Raw genomic sequence first — 16,878 nt, forward strand, 5'->3', positions numbered from 1 at the left:
GGGAGCCATGGCATGAAAAACAGTATCGATGATGTACCTGGGGAGCATGACCGGACGGACAAAGTAATGGCCGAGCTCGTCGAGCGTGGCGTGGCGTTTCATCACACCTTGGGCCGGACGGTGGCGACAGCCTACTTGCGTGAGCACGCGGTGCCGGCCGAGGTGATACGCCGTGTGTTCAGCAGCGTGCAGGCGCGCCGCCCGGCCCGGCTGGCACGGCGCCGATGGCGCTGAAGGGCAGGCAACAGCGACGAGTGCCGCTGCTGTCGCCCGGAGCGCTGTTTAAGCCAGTGCCGCCAGTGCCGGGTAGTCCGTGTAGCCGGCAGCGTCCGGTGCGTACAGCGTATCCGGGTTCAGGGGATTCAATGGCGCGTCGCTGTGCAGGCGGATAGGCAGATCGGGATTGGCGATGAACCACAGGCCAAAGGCCACGGCATCGGCTTCGCCCTTGGCCAGCAAGGCTTCGGCCGCCGCCTTGTCCATTTTCTCGTTGGCAATGTACACGCCGCCAAATTCCTGTTTCAGGTACGGGCCCAGGCGGTCTTCACCGAGCGCTTCGCGCGCGCAGATGAAGGCGATGCCGCGCTTGCCCAGCTCGCGTGCCACGTAGCCGAAGGTGGCGCGCGGGTCGGAATCGCCCATGTCGTGCGCGTCGCGGCGCGGTGCCAAATGCATGCCCACCTTGTCGGCGCCCCATACCTCGATGCACGCATCCGTCACTTCCAGCATCAGGCGGGCGCGGTTTTCAATCGAGCCGCCGTAGTTGTCGGTGCGCAAGTTGGTGCTGTCTTGCAGGAACTGGTCGAGCAAGTAACCATTCGCGCCGTGGATTTCCACGCCGTCGAAACCGGCTTTTTTCGCATTCTCTGCGCCCAGGCGGTAGGCCGCCACGATGCCGGGAATCTCTTCCGTATCGAGCGCGCGCGGCGTGACGAATTCCTGTTTCGGGCGCAGCAGGCTGACATGGCCGGCCGGCTTGACGGCGCTGGGCGCCACGGGCAGGTCGCCATCGAGGAAGACGGGCGCGGAAATGCGGCCCACATGCCACAGTTGCAGCACGATCAGGCCGCCTGCGTCATGCACGGCCTTGGTGATGTGTTTCCAGCCTTCCACTTGCTCTTCGGACCAGATGCCCGGCGTGTCGGCATAGCCCACGCCCTGCGGCGTGACGGCCGTCGCTTCCGAGATGATCATGCCGGCCGAAGCGCGCTGCGTGTAGTACTCGGCCATCAGGGCGTTGGGCACGCGGCCCGGATTGCCGGCGCGCGAACGCGTCAGCGGCGCCATGATGATGCGGTTTTTCAGTTGCAGACTGCCAATGGTGATGGGGTCGAATAAGGTTGCCATGATTGCTATCTTTCCTGTCGAGAGTGCCGCGGACGGCGATATGGATGGGACTACGGTTACAAACCTTGCTGCATGTGTTCCAGAAAAGCCTGGATGGTGACTTCATTGCGCTTGAAGAAACTCCACTGCCCGACTTTTCTGGCGGAAATCAGGCCGGCCTTTTGCAAGGTGGCCAGGTGCGCCGAGACCGTCGATTGCGACAGGCCCAGGCTGCGGTCGATCAGCCCGGCACAGACGCCGAATTCGAGTGGATGCTCTTGTTGGGCGAAATGCTGCTCCGGCTCCTTCAGCCATTGCAGGATCTGTCGCCGCACGGGGTTGGCCAGCGCCTTGTGGATGGCGTCGATGTCCATGGTGTTTCTCCTGGTCGATGTTCGTCTGTGGACGATATATGGTTCGTCTTTTGTGAATTTCAATATCGGCATATTACGATATAAGTAAACAATGTGCTGCCGGCGTGGATTTTCAGGGAAGGCGGGCGTTGCGGCGGCCGTATGGCCGCCCTGCAGGAATCAGGCGAAGTGGAACAGCAGCAGGGCGATGACGGCGGGCACGGTTTGCAGATAGAGGATGCGCGTCATGACGGTCACCGCGCCCCACACGCCGGCCACGGCGATGCACGCCAGGCCGAAGACGGTGAATGCATGGGCGATGGCCGCGTCCGGGTGAAAAAAGCCCAGCGCCAGCGCGGCGACGAGAAAACCGTTATAGCAACCCTGGTTCGACATGGCGGGACGCACGATCTCCGCTTTTTCCCTGGACAGGCCAAACACCTTGCGTCCGCGCGTATCGAACAGCACGGTTTCCAGCAGCACGATGTAGACGTGCAGTAGCAGGATGAGGGTGGTAAGGATTTGGGCCAGAAGCAGCATCATGATTCCCGAGAGTGAGTGGATGCAGCAATTATGCTGCCATCAGCATCTTTTTTGGCAGCAGCACTGGAAAAAATGTGCTGGTGGCAAGAGCTTGCACCCGATGGTATACTTTTCCTTTTGCTCCTGTGGGGACGACCCCGCTCGATGTGGGGGCTGTATGGCGGGGACGACCCTGCCGCCTCAGGAGAGTGTGTATGGCGTGGATCATCTTGGTACTGGCCGGTTTGCTGGAAATCGGCTGGGCCATCGGCCTCAAGTATAGCGCCGGCTTTACCCGCCTGCTGCCATCCGTACTGACGGCTGTTTCCATGCTGGGCAGCGTGGTGATGCTGGGCCTGGCGCTACGCACCTTGCCGTTGGGCACGGCGTATGCGATCTGGACGGGCATCGGCACCGTCGGTACGGCCATCTTCGGCATCATGGTGCTGGGTGAACCGGCCAGCGCCGCGCGCATCGCCTGCATCGCCTTGATCGTGTCCGGTATCCTGGGCTTGAAACTGCTCAGCCCACAATAAAGGATGCCAGCATGAGCCTCGCCATGACGTATTTCTACCTGGCCATCGCCATCATCGCCGAAGTCATCGCGACCAGCGCCTTGAAGGCGTCCGACGGTTTCAGTCGCTTGTGGCCCAGTGTCATCACCGTGGTCGGCTACAGCATCGCCTTCTGGTGCTTGTCGCTGACCTTGAAGGTTATTCCTACCGGCATCGTCTACGCGATCTGGTCGGGCGTGGGCATCGTGCTCATTTCCGCCGTGGGCTGGTTCTGGTTCAAGCAGAGCCTGGATACGCCGGCCTTGATCGGCCTGGGGCTGATCATTGCCGGCGTGTTAGTGATCAATTTGTTTTCGAAGTCCGTCGGACACTAAGAGCCTATCCCAGTAGATGAATACATCCCCTGCTGGCGCCCATCAGAAGCGGGGACTGCGTTGATCGTCGTCGCGTGGCTCGCCACGCGTCCTTCTCACGCCTTGTCCGCGCTCCTGATGAACTACCAGCAGATGACGCTCCCTACTGGAATAGGCTCTAATCAAAAACTGCTGGCCACCCGCGCCAGGTAATACCACTCGGCATTCGCAGCCGCATTGACGTCCGGGAAGAGGATGTAGGCGTCGAATTCGGCCGTCACGGGTGTGCCGTCCGCGCGCACGCCAATTTGATCACCCTGTTTGACCTTGTCAAAGCTGGACCAGGTCTTGATGAAGCGGTCGTCCGCGTGCAGCTTGTCGTGCACGACGACCATGTTCAGCGCTTCCATGTCGGTATCCGCGATCGGCTCCGGCTGCTGCGCGTCGATGAAACCAAGGAAGGCCAGCGTGTTCATGATGGCGCGGTAGGCGACATCCGGCGCGGCCGGGTCCGCATGCTGGCCGCATTCCAGGGTCAAGGCGTAGCCGCCCGTCGAGCGCATGTATTCGGTGGTGCCCACGCCGTAGCGCAAGACCAGGCCCACCTGGTCGCTATTGCCCAGACGGCGCTGCACGCCCTGGCCATAGGCATGCAGCCAGCCGTCGACGAAGCGGCGCACGCCCAGGCGGCGCGCCAGCGCGCGTTCCTTGTCTTCATGTTGAAACGGTTGCAGCGGGCCATCGTTGTTGCGCGGTCCCACCATGACGAAAGGCTGGCTGTCGGCATTGAACGAATGCAAGTCCAGCAGCACGTCGTGCTGGCCCAGCAGCGGGCACAGCCAGTTGGCGATGCGGTCTTCGAAATCCTGTGGATTGTCGTTCGGGAACAGATTACGGTTCAGGTTGCGGTCGCCGCTGCGCACGCCCTTGGCGTAGGCCAGGGGATTGGTGACGGGTACGAAAGTGACGCTGCCGGCCACGATGGAGAGGGCGCCGCTGTCGAGTTCAGCCATCACGCGGCCGATGCCCTTGGTGCCGCAGGTTTCATTGCCGTGCACGGCGCCCGTGACGATCAGGCGCGGGCCGCTGCCCTGGCCCGTGTAGTTGATGGACTTGAAGTGGAGTGCGCTGCTCATGCTGGACATATCCTATGCTGTTGCGGGAAGGGAAAGCGGGGTCGGCATATTTTAGCGGGATTCGCCTTGGACGCCTGTAAAAAGTTGGCCATGGCAGTGTGCGGCATGGCATGATCGGCGCCACCGTTGTTTTCTCTTGCCGATTTCATGTCCAGCACTTCCCATTCTTCCCGCCTGTATGGCCTCGATACCTTGCGTGCGCTGGCCATCGTGCTCGTCTTCATGAACCATTATTTGCTGTTCGTCAGCGAGGGCGGGGCGTTTGGTTTCTGGGGAGAAATCGGCTGGGTCGGCGTGGACCTGTTCTTTGCCCTCAGTGGCTATCTGATCGGCAACCAGATCTTTGCGGCCTTGCGCAGCGAACACGGGTTTTCCTTGCCGCGCTTTTATGCGCGGCGCTTCCTGCGCACCTTGCCCAGTTTCTATGCCGTGCTGGCCCTGTATTATTTGTGGCCCACGTTTCGTGGCGATAGCGCGTTGCTGCCCCTGTGGAAATTCCTGACCTTTACGCAGAACATCAATTTGACACCGGGCACGGCGTTTTCGCATGCGTGGTCGCTATGTGTGGAAGAGCAGTTCTACGTGCTGCTGCCGGCCGTGGCCTTGGCTATCGCGGCGTGCCGCAAGTCGCTGCTGTGGGCGTGGGTGGCCGTGGCCGCCAGCTTTATCGTGGGCATGCTGTTGCGCGCGACTCTGTGGGATGAATATGTGCACGTGCCGCGCGGCGGCCTCGGCTATTACAAGTACATTTACTATGCTTCCTGGTGCCGCTTCGACGAGTTGGTGGCGGGCGTGGCGCTGGCGCTGCTGAAGAATTACCATCCCGTCGCCTGGACGCGCCTGACCTCGTACGGCAACCGTACCTTGCTGGCAGGAATCGCTGGCACGGCGCTGATGTTGTATGTGTTTTTCACCGATCACTATGGCTATTGGGTGACGGTGTTTGGCTATCCAGCGCTGGCCGCCAGTTTTACCCTGCTGCTGATGGCCGCGCTGAGTCCCGCCAGCATCCTGTACAAGGTGCGCGTGCCAGGCGCGGCCAGCCTGGCCTTGTGGTCGTATGCGATTTATCTGCTGCACAAGCAGCTGTGCATCCTGCTGCGCCCGATCTTGCAGTATAGGGGTTACGGGCCGGACAGCCTGCCGGCCATGCTGGTGATGATACTGCTCAGCATCGTCGCGGGCTGGCTCTTGTATAGATTGGTGGAAACGCCGTTCATGCGCTTGCGGGCGCGCTATGTTCCCGCCAATCATGCGTGACGGCTACATATCGCTCATTGCATATCGATTACATCGAGCCCCCGTGGCGTGCCCACCAGCAATTCCAGGATGGCATGCACGCGCAGATTCGTGTCATCATGTTCCGTGTTGAAGATCAGGGTGCGCAGGCCGGGCACGGCTTCCGTGATGTGGTCGCTGGCGTAGGCATTGATCAACAACAAGACCAGGTCCGTGGCGCCCGCGCCGGGCTGGCGCCGCAGCCGGTCGTGGATCACATTCAGCAGCGCGCGCTGCATGCGCGGCGTAGGATTGGTGATATAGGCGAAGACGCTCGGCGTGTTGGCGATGGCCGCGCAGATGCGCCGCTCGATCTCGTCGGGCTTCACGTCGGAGGCGATATCGAAGTACGCGGCGTCCCAGCGCGTGCGCGCATACGGGTGGCCGGGCGGGAAGGAGTCGGCCGTTTCAAAACCGCAGATGCGGCTCAGGGTTTTCAGCCAGGCTAATATGGTGGAGTTCATGCCGCGATTCTAGCGGCATTCCGCGCGCGCCGGGCCGACTCTGTATAAAGAGGGCTGACGCCCGGGAATCGGATGAAAAACAGATTAAAGTTTCCTGTAAAACAGCCCTTGTCATTCTGGGAAAGCCTCTCTATAATGCTGGTCTTCGGGGCGGTTAGTTCAGCTGGTTAGAATACTTGGTCGACATCCAAGGGGTCGGGGATTCGAATTCCTCACCGCCCACCAGAATTTGCAGTAGATGGTTTTTAAGCTGGCGCAAGCCGCAAGCGGTCATTTGAAATACAATGATCAACAAAAGTTTTACGGGCGGTTAGTTCAGCTGGTTAGAATACTTGGTCGACATCCAAGGGGTCGGGGATTCGAATTCCTCACCGCCCACCAGAATGCAGTTAGAGAGAAAGGTAAACCCGGTTATGACACCGCGAACTACTACCAGGCTTTGGGAGTGACGCTAGTCGAACGGGTTTCCTTTGTCTCAAGAAAGTGAAAAACGCGGCTAGTCCGCGTTTTTTTGCGTCTGCATTTTCCTTTCGGTTATTTTACACATCACACATTGCAGTTTTACCTGGCGCCAGCGCCGATATGGAGATCAATATGCTTACAATCCGACTTCCCGATGGTTCCGCCCGTCAATTTGACGGCCCGGTCACCGTGGCCCAGGTTGCGGCCAATATTGGTACCGGCCTGGCCAAGGCTGCCCTGGCCGGCAAGGTCGATGGCAAGCTGGTCGACACCTCCTATCTGATCGAGCAAGACGCGGAACTGGCGATTGTCACGGACAAGGATGCCGATGGCCTGGAAGTGATCCGCCACTCGACGGCCCACTTGCTGGCGCATGCCGTCAAGGAACTGTTCCCGGACGCACAGGTGACCATCGGTCCCGTGATCGACAACGGCTTTTACTATGACTTCGCCTACAAGCGCCCGTTCACGCCGGAAGATTTGACGGCGATCGAAAAGAAAATGGCGGAACTGGCCAAGAAGGATGAGCCAGTCACGCGCAAAGTGGTTGCGCGCGACGAAGCCATCGAGTACTTCAAGGGTATCGGCGAAGCCTACAAGGCAGAGCTGATCGGTTCGATTCCGGCCGACCAGGAAGTGTCGCTGTATTCCGAAGGCAAGTTCACGGACTTGTGCCGCGGCCCCCACGTGCCATCGACGGGCAAGCTGAAAGTGTTCAAGCTGATGAAGCTGGCTGGTGCCTACTGGCGCGGCGACTCAAAAAACGAAATGCTGCAGCGTATCTATGGCACGGCCTGGGCCAAGAAGGAAGATCAGGAACTGTACCTGCACAACCTGGAAGAGGCAGAAAAGCGCGATCACCGCAAGCTGGGCAAGCAGCTCGACTTCTTCCATTTCCAGGAAGAAGCGCCGGGCCTGATCTTCTGGCACCCGAAAGGCTGGTCGATCTGGCAGCAAGTCGAGCAATACATGCGCAATGTGTACCAAGTCAATGGCTACCAGGAAGTCAAGGCGCCGCAAATTCTCGACCGTGGCCTGTGGGAAAAAACCGGTCACTGGGACAATTACCGTGAAAATATGTTCATCACGGAATCAGAAAACCGCGCCTATGCGCTGAAACCGATGAATTGTCCTGGTCATATCCAGATTTTCAACAACGGCATGCGCAGCTACCGCGACTTGCCTTTACGCTACGGCGAATTCGGCCAATGCCACCGCAACGAGCCATCGGGCGCCTTGCACGGCATGATGCGCGTGCGCGGCTTTACGCAGGATGATGGTCACATTTTCTGCCTGGAAGAACAGATCGCCGGCGAAGTGACGGCTTTCCACCAGCAGGCCATGGATGTGTACACGGCTTTCGGTTTTACGAATATCGATGTGAAACTGGCTTTGCGCCCCGATAACCGCATCGGCACGGAAGAGTCGTGGGATTTCGCCGAGGAATCGTTGCGTTCGGCCCTGCGCGCCTGTGGCGTGGAATGGACAGAATTGCCGGGCGAGGGTGCGTTCTACGGTCCGAAGATCGAATATCACCTGAAAGACAGCCTGGGCCGCGCATGGCAAGTGGGCACCGTGCAAATCGATCCGTCGATGCCGGGTCGCCTGGGCGCCGAATACGTGGCAGTAGACAATACGCGCCAGGTGCCGATCATGCTGCACCGCGCGATCGTGGGTTCGCTGGAACGTTTCATTGGCATCCTGATCGAACACTATGCGGGCGCCATGCCGTTGTGGTTGGCGCCAGTGCAAGTGTCGGTGTTGAATATTTCCGACGCTCAAGCCGACTATGTACAGGAAGTTACAACAAAACTGCGCAAAGCGGGGCTGCGCGTACAGGCTGATTTGCGTAACGAGAAGATTACCTATAAAATACGTGAACATTCCGTACAAAAATTGCCTTACATCTTAGTAATTGGCGACAAAGAGCGGGATGCGAATACAGTGGCCGTGCGGGCGCGGGGCAATGTCGATCTGGGCGTCATGTCCGTCGATGCCCTGATTGAGCGACTCAAACATGAAGTCGACACCAAGGCCTGACGAGGAAACTCGCTGCACGACCGTCTTACAAGATTTTTAAAGGAAATTACAATAGCTACTGACAAGTCACATCGCATCAATGGCGAAATCACTGCCCCTGAAATGCGTTTAAGCGGGGTCGATAACGAGCCACTCGGTATCGTAAGTTTGGCTGAAGCCTTCCGCCTGGCGGAAGAGGCAAACGTCGACCTGGTGGAAATTGCGCCTACCGCGCAGCCACCGGTGTGCCGTTTGATGGACTACGGCAAATTTAAGTATTCGGAGCAAAAGAAAGCTCACGAAGCCAAATTGAAGCAAAAGATCATCCTCGTGAAGGAAGTCAAATTCCGTCCGGGGACTGATGATGGTGACTACAATATCAAGTTGCGTAACCTCATCAAGTTCCTCGATGAAGGTGATAAAACCAAAATCACGCTGCGTTTCCGCGGTCGTGAGATGGCGCATCAGGATATTGGCTTCCGTATGCTGGAACGTCTGAAGGCCGATCTGGAGCCGTACGGCCAGGTCGAGCAGTTCCCGAAGATGGAAGGCCGCCAAATGATCATGGTTCTTTCGCCTAAGAAGAAGAAGTAAGCTACAATAGCGTTTTACTGTGGATCGACGTGATTTGCGCCAGTCTTGGTGCGGCACCAGATTCCAGGCAGAATTTGCGCGGCCCTGACAGCAATGTCCGGGCCGCGCGAACTGTAGCGGACTCGCATCCGCTGCACAGCATGTGAAAGCAGGCATCTAAGCGCAGCGTCGTGTTGCCACCTGCAATCCTGTTATAAATGGAGCTGTCCGTAAGAGGACAGATTGCTATGCCTAAAATGAAGACCAAAAGCTCTGCGAAAAAACGTTTTCGCGTGCGTCCGGGTGGTACTGTTAAATGTGGTCATGCGTTCAAACGCCACATCTTGACCAAGAAAACCACCAAGCTGAAACGCGCTCTGCGCGGTACCACCAATGTCGCTGCGTCTGACGTGAAATCCGTCTACCGCATGATGCCGACTGCTTAATCTCACACTCAATATAAGGAGTTACTATGCCTAGAGTAAAACGTGGGGTTACAGCTCGTGCCCGTCATAAAAAGATTCTTGTTCAAGCTAAAGGCTACCGTGGTCGCCGCAGCCGTGTATACCGTGTTGCCAAGCAAGCAGTTATGCGCGCTGGCCAATACGCTTACCGCGATCGCCGCAACAAGAAACGCGTTTTCCGCCGCCTGTGGATCGCCCGTATCAACGCCGCTTCCCGTGAGCATGGCGTAACGTACAGCGTGTTCATGAACGGCTTGAAAAAAGCAAATATCGAACTGGACCGTAAAGTCCTGGCCGATATGGCTGTGATGGACAAGCCAGCATTCGCTGCGATTGTCAACGCAGTTAAAGCAAAAATCGCTGCGTAAGCATCGGTGATTGCACAACGTCATCCCCAGGGTGACGTTATAAAGAGCGGGGCAGGGGTGTACAACCACCTTGTGCCCCGTTTCCGTTTTTGATTGTTGGGTTCTAGATTACTAAATCCAGGATTGATTTCCAAAACAGGAAAAGCCGCATGAACTCCCTAGAAGAACTCGTCGTCTCGGCCCAGGCTGACTTTATCGCCGCCGCAGACGCTGCCGCACTTGAAAACGCCAAAGCCCGCTACCTGGGCAAGACTGGCCAGATTACCGAAATGATGAAGGGCCTGGGCAAGCTGGACCCGGACGCGCGCAAGGCGCAAGGCGCCCTGATCAATGCCGTCAAAGTGCAGATCGAAGACGCGCTGACGGCGCGCCGTGATGCGCTGGCCGATGCCCAGATGCAAGGTCGTCTGAACGCCGAAGCGATCGACGTGACCCTGCCAGGCCGTGGCCGCATGCCCGGCGGCATCCATCCCGTGATGCGCACGTGGGAGCGGGTCGAGGAGATCTTCCGCTCGATCGGCTTCGACGTGGCCGACGGCCCCGAAATCGAGAATGACTGGACCAACTTCACGGCGCTCAACAGCCCGGAAAACCATCCAGCCCGTTCCATGCAAGACACCTTCTACATCGATGGCAACGATACCGATGGCAAGCCCTTGCTGCTGCGCACGCATACGAGCCCCATGCAGGTGCGCTATGCGCGCACGCATACGCCGCCGATCAAGGTCATCGCGCCGGGCCGCACCTACCGCGTCGACAGTGACGCCACCCATTCGCCCATGTTCCACCAGGTCGAAGGCCTGTGGATCGCCGAAGACATCAGCTTCGCCGACCTGAAGGGCGTGTACCTGAATTTCGTCAAGGCATTCTTCGAAACGGACGACTTGCAAGTGCGCTTCCGCCCGTCGTACTTCCCGTTCACGGAACCGTCGGCCGAGATCGACATCGCCTTTGGCTCGGGCCCGTTGAAAGGCCGCTGGCTGGAAGTGTCGGGCGCGGGCCAGGTGCATCCGACCGTGGTGAAGAACTTCGGCCTCGATCCCGAGAAATTCATCGGTTTTGCTTTCGGCTCCGGCCTGGAACGCTTGACGATGCTGCGCTATGGCATCAACGACCTGCGTCTGTTCTATGAGGGAGATTTGCGCTTCCTCAAGCAGTTTAACTAAGGCGTTTCATTATTCCATGTCACTCGATGCGCTGGAGCGTGCCCTTGCATGCTCGCGCATTGAACATTTGAAGGCTTGATTATGCAATTTTCCGAAAACTGGCTCCGTACCATGGTCGATCCGAAGATGACTTCGGACGAACTGGCCCATCTGCTGACCATGTCCGGTCTCGAAGTCGAGGACGTCGATCCTGTCGCCCCTCCGTTCTCGAACGTGGTGGTCGGCCTGGTTCTGGAGATGGAAAAACATCCGAATGCGGACCGCCTGAATGTGTGCCAGGTCGACGTCGGCACGGGCACCATGCTCAACATCGTCTGCGGCGCACCCAACGTGCGCCCGGGCTTGAAAGTTGTCTGCGCGATGGCGGGCGCCGTGCTGCCTCCCGGCGCCGATGGCAAGCCGTTTGAAATCAAGGTGGGCCAGCTGCGCGGCGTCGAGTCGCAAGGCATGCTGTGCTCCGCGCGCGAATTGAAATTGTCGGAAGAAAACGCCGGCTTGATGGAATTGCCGGACGACGCACCGATCGGCCAGAATTTCCGCGATTACTTTGCTTTGAACGACTTGAAATTCACCATCAAGTTGACGCCGAACAAGGCGGACTGCCTGTCCGTGCTGGGCGTGGCGCGCGAAGTGTCGGCGCTCACGGGTGTGACCCTGAATGTGCCGCAGTTCCGCACCGTGCCGGTGTCCAGCGACGAAATCCTGCCGGTGAAAGTCAGCGCGCCGGACCTGTGCGGCCGTTTCACGGGCCGCGTCATCCGCGGCTTGAACGCCCGTGCCGCCACGCCGGACTGGATGAAGCAGCGCCTCGAGCGCAGCGGCCAGCGTCCGCTGTCGGCCCTGGTCGACATTTCCAACTATGTCATGCTGGAGCTGGGCCGTCCTAGCCACGTGTTTGACCTGGCGAAGATCCACGGCAGCCTCGACGTGCGTTGGGGCAAGGCGGGCGAATCCGTCAAACTGTTGAACGGCAACACCGTTGCCATCGACGAGTGGATCGGCGTCATTGCCGATGAGCAAGAAATTGAATCCTTGGCCGGCATCATGGGCGGCGACGCCAGCTCTGTCTCGGACTATACGGACAGCATCTACCTGGAAGCGGCATTCTGGTGGCCGAACGCCATTCAAGGTCGTGCGCGCCGCTTGAATTTCTCCACCGATGCGGCGCACCGCTTCGAGCGCGGCGTCGATTTTGCCACCAATGTCGAGCACATCGAGCGCATTACGGCCCTGATCGTGGAAATTTGCGGCACGCCAGCGACGACCGTCGGCCCCGTCGACGACCACGTGGTGAACTTGCCGCAACGCCAGCCTGTATCGATGCGCACGGCGCGCGCGCAAAAAGTCATCGGCGTACCGCTCAACGATGAGCTGATTGCCGATATCTTCACGCGTCTGGCCCTGCCATTCACCCTGGCGGACGGCGTGTTTTCCGTGACCTCGCCCAGCTACCGTTTCGACATCGAGATCGAGGAAGACTTGATCGAGGAAGTGGCGCGCGTGTACGGCTTTGAAAACATCCCGACCTTGCCGCCCGTGGCCGCGAACGTGATGCAGATTGCACCAGAAAATACCCGCTCCCTGTTTGCGGTACGTCATGAGCTGGCTGACCTGGGCTTCCAGGAAGTGGTTAACATGAGCTTTGTCGATGCGGCATGGGAGCGCGATTTCTCGGGCAACACCAATCCGATCAAATTGCAGAACCCGATCGCCAGCCAGATGAGCGTGATGCGCTCCTCGCTGATCGGCAGCCTGATCGCCAATGTGCGCTACAACTTGAACCGCAAGACGAACCGCGTGCGCATCTTCGAAGTGGGCGCCATTTACCAGCGCGACGACAGCGTGGAAAACGGCCCCTTGTCGGTGGCTGGCTACGCCCAGCCAAAGCGTGTGGCGGCGATGGCTTACGGCGCGGTGGCCGACGAGCAGTGGGGCCAGGCTACACGCACGGTCGACTTTTTCGACGTGAAGGCGGACCTGGAAGCGCTGTTCGCGCCGTTGGTCTTGCGTTTCAGCAAGGCGGAGCACCCGGCCCTGCATCCGGGCCGCTCGGCGAACGTGGAACTCGACGGCAAGGTCATCGGTTTCATCGGTGAATTGCACCCGCGCTGGATGCAAAAGTATGACTTGCCGCTGGCGCCCGTGCTGTTCGAAGTCGATGCTGCTGCCCTGACGCAAAGAGTCGTGCCCGTGTACCAGGAAATTTCGAAATTCCCTGGCGCCAGCCGCGATCTGGCCGTGGTCGTCAAGCAATCGGTGGCGGTGCAGGATCTGCTCGACAGTTTCCATGCTGCTGCCGAGGCAAGCGCTGCAGCGCGTGTCGTGCAAGCCATTGTTTTATTTGATGAATATCGTGGAAAAGGGCTGGAAATGGATGAAAAAAGCCTTGCTTTCCGGATTAGCTTGCAAGATACTCAAAACACTCTGCAAGACGATGTCGTCGATGGCCTGATGGCTGTCTTGATCGATGCGGCCAAGCAGGGCCACGACGCGAAACTGCGTTCGTAATTACCGGACTGGCCGTCGCCTTGCGTGACGGCCTTTCCGTCGTCAACCGTAGACGAGCTTGCCATGTGGCAGGCTCGGGCGCACAGAAAAGGCAGGGCAGGAAAATTAATAACAGCGACGTTGATTCCGCCGTACTGCAATCCGCACTGGCCGCCGATCTGCATCGGGCCATGCTGGTTGCCAAAGTGCGCCAGGAAGCGGAAAAAGATTTACCTACCTTGACCAAGGCTGAGCTGGCTGAACTGTTGTTCGAGCAAGTGGGCCTGAACAAGCGTGAAGCGAAGGATATGGTCGAGACCTTTTTCGACGAGATCCGCAATGCGCTCGAGCGGGGCGAGGCCGTCAAGTTGTCCGGTTTCGGCAATTTCCAGTTGCGCGACAAGCCGCAACGGCCGGGCCGCAATCCGAAGACGGGCGAAGAGATCCCCATCACGGCGCGGCGTGTCGTGACCTTTCATGCGAGCCAGAAGCTGAAAAGCATGGTCGAAGAGACCAGTCCGCTGGCACGTGCTGCCTGAGTGAGTGGCGATGAACGAGCGCATCAGTAAAACCGAGTTGATCGCCTTGCCGCCCATTCCGGCCAAACGCTATTTCACGATCGGCGAGGTGAGCGAATTGTGCGGCGTCAAACCGCACGTACTGCGCTACTGGGAGCAGGAGTTTTCCCAGCTCAAGCCGGTCAAACGACGTGGCAACCGCCGTTATTATCAGCACCATGAGGTGCTGTTGATACGCCGCATCCGCGAATTGCTGTATGAGCAAGGCTTCACGATCAGTGGCGCGCGCAACAAGCTCGATAGCCGTGGCGCATCGCATGCCATCCTCGATGAGCTGCCTGAGCTGCCGGCCGTGCCTGTCGTGCCGCAGGAAGCACCGCTGGACCGCGTGTGGATACGCAATGAATTAATTGCGATTTTGAACTTGCTAAAATAAGATTTGTACCAATATAGGTGGGGTTGTCCGATACCGCTTGACTATACTGCATGGCACAAGCCTTGGCGCTGCCGGTATCGTACGACACGCCATATTTTGAATATAATGTTAATGTTGCGTTTTTGTTAGTGACGCTAAGCCGGAGCAGCGTTCAGGTTCCGGTAGTCTTTCCCAGGCCAGGAAAATTTAAGGGGAAACAATGATACGCGTTGCCATTTGTGATGATCACCAAATAGTACGAGCTGGATTCAAACAGATTTTTTCGTCGTCAAGCGATTTCAGTGTGGTGGCGGAAGCCGGTACCGGGCGTGAAGCGCTCGATATCGCCCGCCGCGAAATTTGCGATGTGCTGTTGCTCGATATCGCCATGCCCGATCAGAGCGGCATCGATACCTTGCGCACGATCCGCCAGGGACAGCCGGAATTGCCCGTGCTGATCCTCAGCGGCTATCCCGCGCAGCAATACGCATTGAACCTGTTCAAGATGGGCGCGAATGGCTATCTGAACAAGGAATGCGAAGCCGATGAGCTGATGACGGCCGTGCGCACCGTGTTCCAGGGGCGCCGCTACGTCAGTTCCACCGTCGGCGAATTGCTGGCGCAGTCGTTCGATCGCGATACGAATGCTGCCCTGCATACGGAATTGTCGGACCGAGAGTTCCAGGTCTTCCTGCGCCTGGCGCGCGGCGCCACGGTGTCCGATATCGGCGTGGCCTTATCGCTGAGCATCAAGACGGTGAGTACTTACCGTACGCGCATCATGGAAAAAATGGGCTTGCAATCGAACAGCGACTTGACCTATTACGCAATGAAAAACAATTTGCTTGACTAGCGCTGCGGTGCGATCATGGAAACATGATCGCTCAGCCAGCTAACCAGCACGATTTGTGCAGTGCAGCAGTCTGTAGCGAGGACTATAATTGGCCGGCGCCGGCGCTTTCTCCCGCGCCGAACCTTGCTAAGGATGCACATCAGGATGTATTTCACCGTTGAACCGGCTCCGAATCACCGCCTGCCCTTCTACAAGACGATCCTTTGCGTGACTTGCGCATTGTTGCTTGTACTTAATGGTTTCAGTCTCTTTCATAATCTGCAATCGCTGAAGGGCACGAACGCCTTGCTCAGCCAGAGCGCCCGCGTAGCGGACCGTCTGCAATATTTGAACGTGCTCGTGCTGGACGCGGAAAGCAGCTTGCGCGGCTATTTCATTTCCGGCTCGGAAACCTATCTGGGGCCGTCGAAGACCGCTTCCACCGAAATCGACAACGAATTCAACGAGCTGCAAACCTTGCTTGCGGGCAGTCCCACCCAGCTGAAAAATCTGGCCCAGCTGAAAAGCTTGATTCGTCGCAAGATGTCGATGTTGCAAGAGTCGATCGAGGTCTACAAGCAGGGCGGGCTGGCCGAGATCGTCAATATCTCGCGCGTGACCGATGACCGCGCCACCATGGACGAGATCCGCCTGCAGGTGGTGATCATGACGCGCGAGCAGAATGAAGCGCTGTCGTCCGGCAGCGCAGCCTTTTATCATGAGTACCAGAAAGCCGTGCTGCTCGGCATTGGCATCAATGCCCTGGCCATCCTCGTTCTGATCATGTTCTACCAACTGGTGCGGCGCAGTTTCCAGAACCGCGCGGCCGTCGAGTATGCATTGCAAAATGCCAACGACACTCTGGAATCGACTGTCAGCAAGCGAACCGAGCAGTTATCCGTGCTGTCGCGCCATTTGATCAGCGTCAATGAAGTGGAGAAGGCGCGCCTGGCGCGTGAGCTGCACGATGAGCTGGGCGCCAATTTGACGTCGATCAGCATGGACCTGGGCGCCGTCACGCAGCAACTGGCGCACACGCAGCCTGAACTTGCGGCACAATTGCGCCGTGCCAAGGCCACCCTGCTGGAAACGGTGGAACTGAAGCGGCGCATCGTCGAGGATTTACGCCCCAGCCTGCTGGACAACCTGGGCCTGTGCGCCGCCATCGAAAGCTATTGCGAAGATTTTGCTCGCATGAGCTCGGTTCGCTGCGAAACGGACGTGGCCATCAATATCGACAACCGCGAAGCCACCCTGACGATCGCCCTGTTCCGCATCGTGCAGGAATCGCTCACGAATATCCTCAAATATGCGCGCGCGGGCATGGTCAGCGTGACGTTGAAACGCAATGAACACGGCCTGGTGCTGCGTGTGATCGATGACGGCATCGGCATTACCGAAGATGCGCTGCAAAAACCCATGTCACACGGTTTGCTGGGTATGCGCGAGCGCGCCTTGCTGCTGGGCGGCACCCTGACCGTGCGCCAGGGCCCGGAAGGCAAGGGCACATGCGTGGAAGCCGTGATTCCGTTGCCGCTGGCGCCGGAGCCGGAAGAGATCGACGAAGACGCCAGCGCTTGACTGTGCAGGGATGAAAAAATGGCCGGGCATGCAGCCCGGCCATTTT

19 protein-coding genes and 2 tRNA genes are annotated in these 16,878 nt (G+C 58.5%); 16 read left to right on the forward strand and 5 right to left on the reverse strand.

Annotated features, from left to right (window positions below; translation table 11 throughout):
- The first annotated feature begins 12 nt into the window (after nt 1–12).
- Complete coding sequence (locus ACQ4WL_RS02680) at nt 13–234, forward strand: hypothetical protein (RefSeq protein WP_436507905.1); 222 nt, start codon at nt 13–15, stop codon at nt 232–234.
- A gap of 48 nt (nt 235–282) precedes the next feature.
- Here ACQ4WL_RS02680 and ACQ4WL_RS02685 read toward each other — a convergent pair whose 3' ends face one another.
- The 3 genes from ACQ4WL_RS02685 to ACQ4WL_RS02695 all read right to left on the reverse strand — a co-directional run bounded on the left by ACQ4WL_RS02685 (nt 283) and on the right by ACQ4WL_RS02695 (nt 2,222).
- Nucleotides 283–1,347, reverse strand: a complete 1,065-nt coding sequence (locus tag ACQ4WL_RS02685) for an alkene reductase (RefSeq protein ID WP_426055241.1) — start codon at nt 1,345–1,347, stop codon at nt 283–285.
- Between the two features lie 56 nt (nt 1,348–1,403).
- Nucleotides 1,404–1,700 carry an ArsR/SmtB family transcription factor gene (locus ACQ4WL_RS02690; protein ID WP_436507906.1) on the reverse strand — a complete coding sequence of 99 codons (297 nt, stop codon included), beginning with the start codon at nt 1,698–1,700 and terminating at the stop codon, nt 1,404–1,406.
- A gap of 159 nt (nt 1,701–1,859) precedes the next feature.
- A complete protein-coding gene (locus ACQ4WL_RS02695) occupies nt 1,860–2,222 on the reverse strand; it encodes a DUF1304 domain-containing protein (protein WP_436507908.1) in 363 nt (120 codons plus the stop codon).
- Nucleotides 2,223–2,416: 194 nt separating this feature from the next.
- Here ACQ4WL_RS02695 and sugE point away from each other — a divergent pair, with 194 nt between their 5' ends.
- Both sugE and ACQ4WL_RS02705 read left to right on the forward strand, forming a co-directional pair.
- Nucleotides 2,417–2,737 (forward strand): quaternary ammonium compound efflux SMR transporter SugE, encoded by a 321-nt coding sequence (sugE, locus tag ACQ4WL_RS02700; RefSeq protein ID WP_289949514.1) that lies wholly within the window; start codon nt 2,417–2,419, stop codon nt 2,735–2,737.
- Nucleotides 2,738–2,760: 23 nt separating this feature from the next.
- Nucleotides 2,761–3,090, forward strand: coding sequence for an SMR family transporter (locus tag ACQ4WL_RS02705; protein ID WP_150131135.1), 330 nt, complete (start codon nt 2,761–2,763; stop codon nt 3,088–3,090).
- A 161-nt stretch (nt 3,091–3,251) separates the two neighbouring features.
- On the opposite strand, the gene ACQ4WL_RS02710 is transcribed toward ACQ4WL_RS02705, so the two are convergent.
- The gene (locus ACQ4WL_RS02710) at nt 3,252–4,214 is read right to left on the reverse strand and encodes a M14 family metallopeptidase (RefSeq protein WP_436507909.1); all 963 of its coding nucleotides are present in this window, start codon (nt 4,212–4,214) and stop codon (nt 3,252–3,254) included.
- Between the two features lie 138 nt (nt 4,215–4,352).
- Here ACQ4WL_RS02710 and ACQ4WL_RS02715 point away from each other — a divergent pair, with 138 nt between their 5' ends.
- Nucleotides 4,353–5,465, forward strand: a complete 1,113-nt coding sequence (locus ACQ4WL_RS02715) for an acyltransferase family protein (protein WP_436507911.1) — start codon at nt 4,353–4,355, stop codon at nt 5,463–5,465.
- A 14-nt stretch (nt 5,466–5,479) separates the two neighbouring features.
- Here the strand turns inward: ACQ4WL_RS02715 and ACQ4WL_RS02720 are convergent, their stop codons facing one another.
- Nucleotides 5,480–5,947 carry a hypothetical protein gene (locus tag ACQ4WL_RS02720; RefSeq protein ID WP_436507912.1) on the reverse strand — a complete coding sequence of 156 codons (468 nt, stop codon included), beginning with the start codon at nt 5,945–5,947 and terminating at the stop codon, nt 5,480–5,482.
- A 148-nt stretch (nt 5,948–6,095) separates the two neighbouring features.
- Here ACQ4WL_RS02720 and ACQ4WL_RS02725 point away from each other — a divergent pair.
- The 12 genes from ACQ4WL_RS02725 (at nt 6,096) to ACQ4WL_RS02780 (ending at nt 16,832) form a co-directional block, all read left to right on the forward strand.
- Nucleotides 6,096–6,172 (forward strand) — tRNA-Val (locus ACQ4WL_RS02725).
- Nucleotides 6,173–6,251: 79 nt separating this feature from the next.
- Nucleotides 6,252–6,328, forward strand: a tRNA-Val gene (locus tag ACQ4WL_RS02730).
- 213 nt (nt 6,329–6,541) lie between these two features.
- The gene (gene thrS / locus ACQ4WL_RS02735; RefSeq protein WP_436507914.1) at nt 6,542–8,449 is read left to right on the forward strand and encodes a threonine--tRNA ligase; all 1,908 of its coding nucleotides are present in this window, start codon (nt 6,542–6,544) and stop codon (nt 8,447–8,449) included.
- Between the two features lie 12 nt (nt 8,450–8,461).
- On the forward strand, nt 8,462–9,022 hold the full coding sequence (gene infC, locus ACQ4WL_RS02740) for a translation initiation factor IF-3 (RefSeq protein WP_373629882.1): 561 nt from the start codon (nt 8,462–8,464) through the stop codon (nt 9,020–9,022).
- A gap of 227 nt (nt 9,023–9,249) precedes the next feature.
- Nucleotides 9,250–9,447 carry a 50S ribosomal protein L35 gene (rpmI, locus tag ACQ4WL_RS02745; RefSeq protein WP_010399216.1) on the forward strand — a complete coding sequence of 66 codons (198 nt, stop codon included), beginning with the start codon at nt 9,250–9,252 and terminating at the stop codon, nt 9,445–9,447.
- A 26-nt stretch (nt 9,448–9,473) separates the two neighbouring features.
- Nucleotides 9,474–9,833, forward strand: a complete 360-nt coding sequence (rplT, locus tag ACQ4WL_RS02750; protein WP_010399214.1) for a 50S ribosomal protein L20 — start codon at nt 9,474–9,476, stop codon at nt 9,831–9,833.
- Nucleotides 9,834–9,982: 149 nt separating this feature from the next.
- Nucleotides 9,983–10,999, forward strand: a complete 1,017-nt coding sequence (pheS, locus tag ACQ4WL_RS02755; protein ID WP_034751917.1) for a phenylalanine--tRNA ligase subunit alpha — start codon at nt 9,983–9,985, stop codon at nt 10,997–10,999.
- A gap of 81 nt (nt 11,000–11,080) precedes the next feature.
- Complete coding sequence (gene pheT, locus ACQ4WL_RS02760; protein WP_436507915.1) at nt 11,081–13,507, forward strand: phenylalanine--tRNA ligase subunit beta; 2,427 nt, start codon at nt 11,081–11,083, stop codon at nt 13,505–13,507.
- 170 nt (nt 13,508–13,677) lie between these two features.
- Nucleotides 13,678–14,025, forward strand: coding sequence for an integration host factor subunit alpha (locus ACQ4WL_RS02765; protein ID WP_010399205.1), 348 nt, complete (start codon nt 13,678–13,680; stop codon nt 14,023–14,025).
- Between the two features lie 10 nt (nt 14,026–14,035).
- Nucleotides 14,036–14,440, forward strand: a complete 405-nt coding sequence (locus ACQ4WL_RS02770) for a MerR family transcriptional regulator (RefSeq protein WP_436507916.1) — start codon at nt 14,036–14,038, stop codon at nt 14,438–14,440.
- A gap of 199 nt (nt 14,441–14,639) precedes the next feature.
- Entirely contained in the window at nt 14,640–15,272 is a 633-nt protein-coding gene (locus tag ACQ4WL_RS02775; RefSeq protein WP_034783185.1) for a response regulator, read from the forward strand.
- 222 nt (nt 15,273–15,494) lie between these two features.
- Nucleotides 15,495–16,832 (forward strand): sensor histidine kinase, encoded by a 1,338-nt coding sequence (locus tag ACQ4WL_RS02780; protein WP_436507917.1) that lies wholly within the window; start codon nt 15,495–15,497, stop codon nt 16,830–16,832.
- Nucleotides 16,833–16,878 lie beyond the last annotated feature (46 nt).

The organism is Janthinobacterium kochi (genome assembly GCF_051380715.1).
Taxonomy (GTDB): domain Bacteria; phylum Pseudomonadota; class Gammaproteobacteria; order Burkholderiales; family Burkholderiaceae_D; genus Janthinobacterium.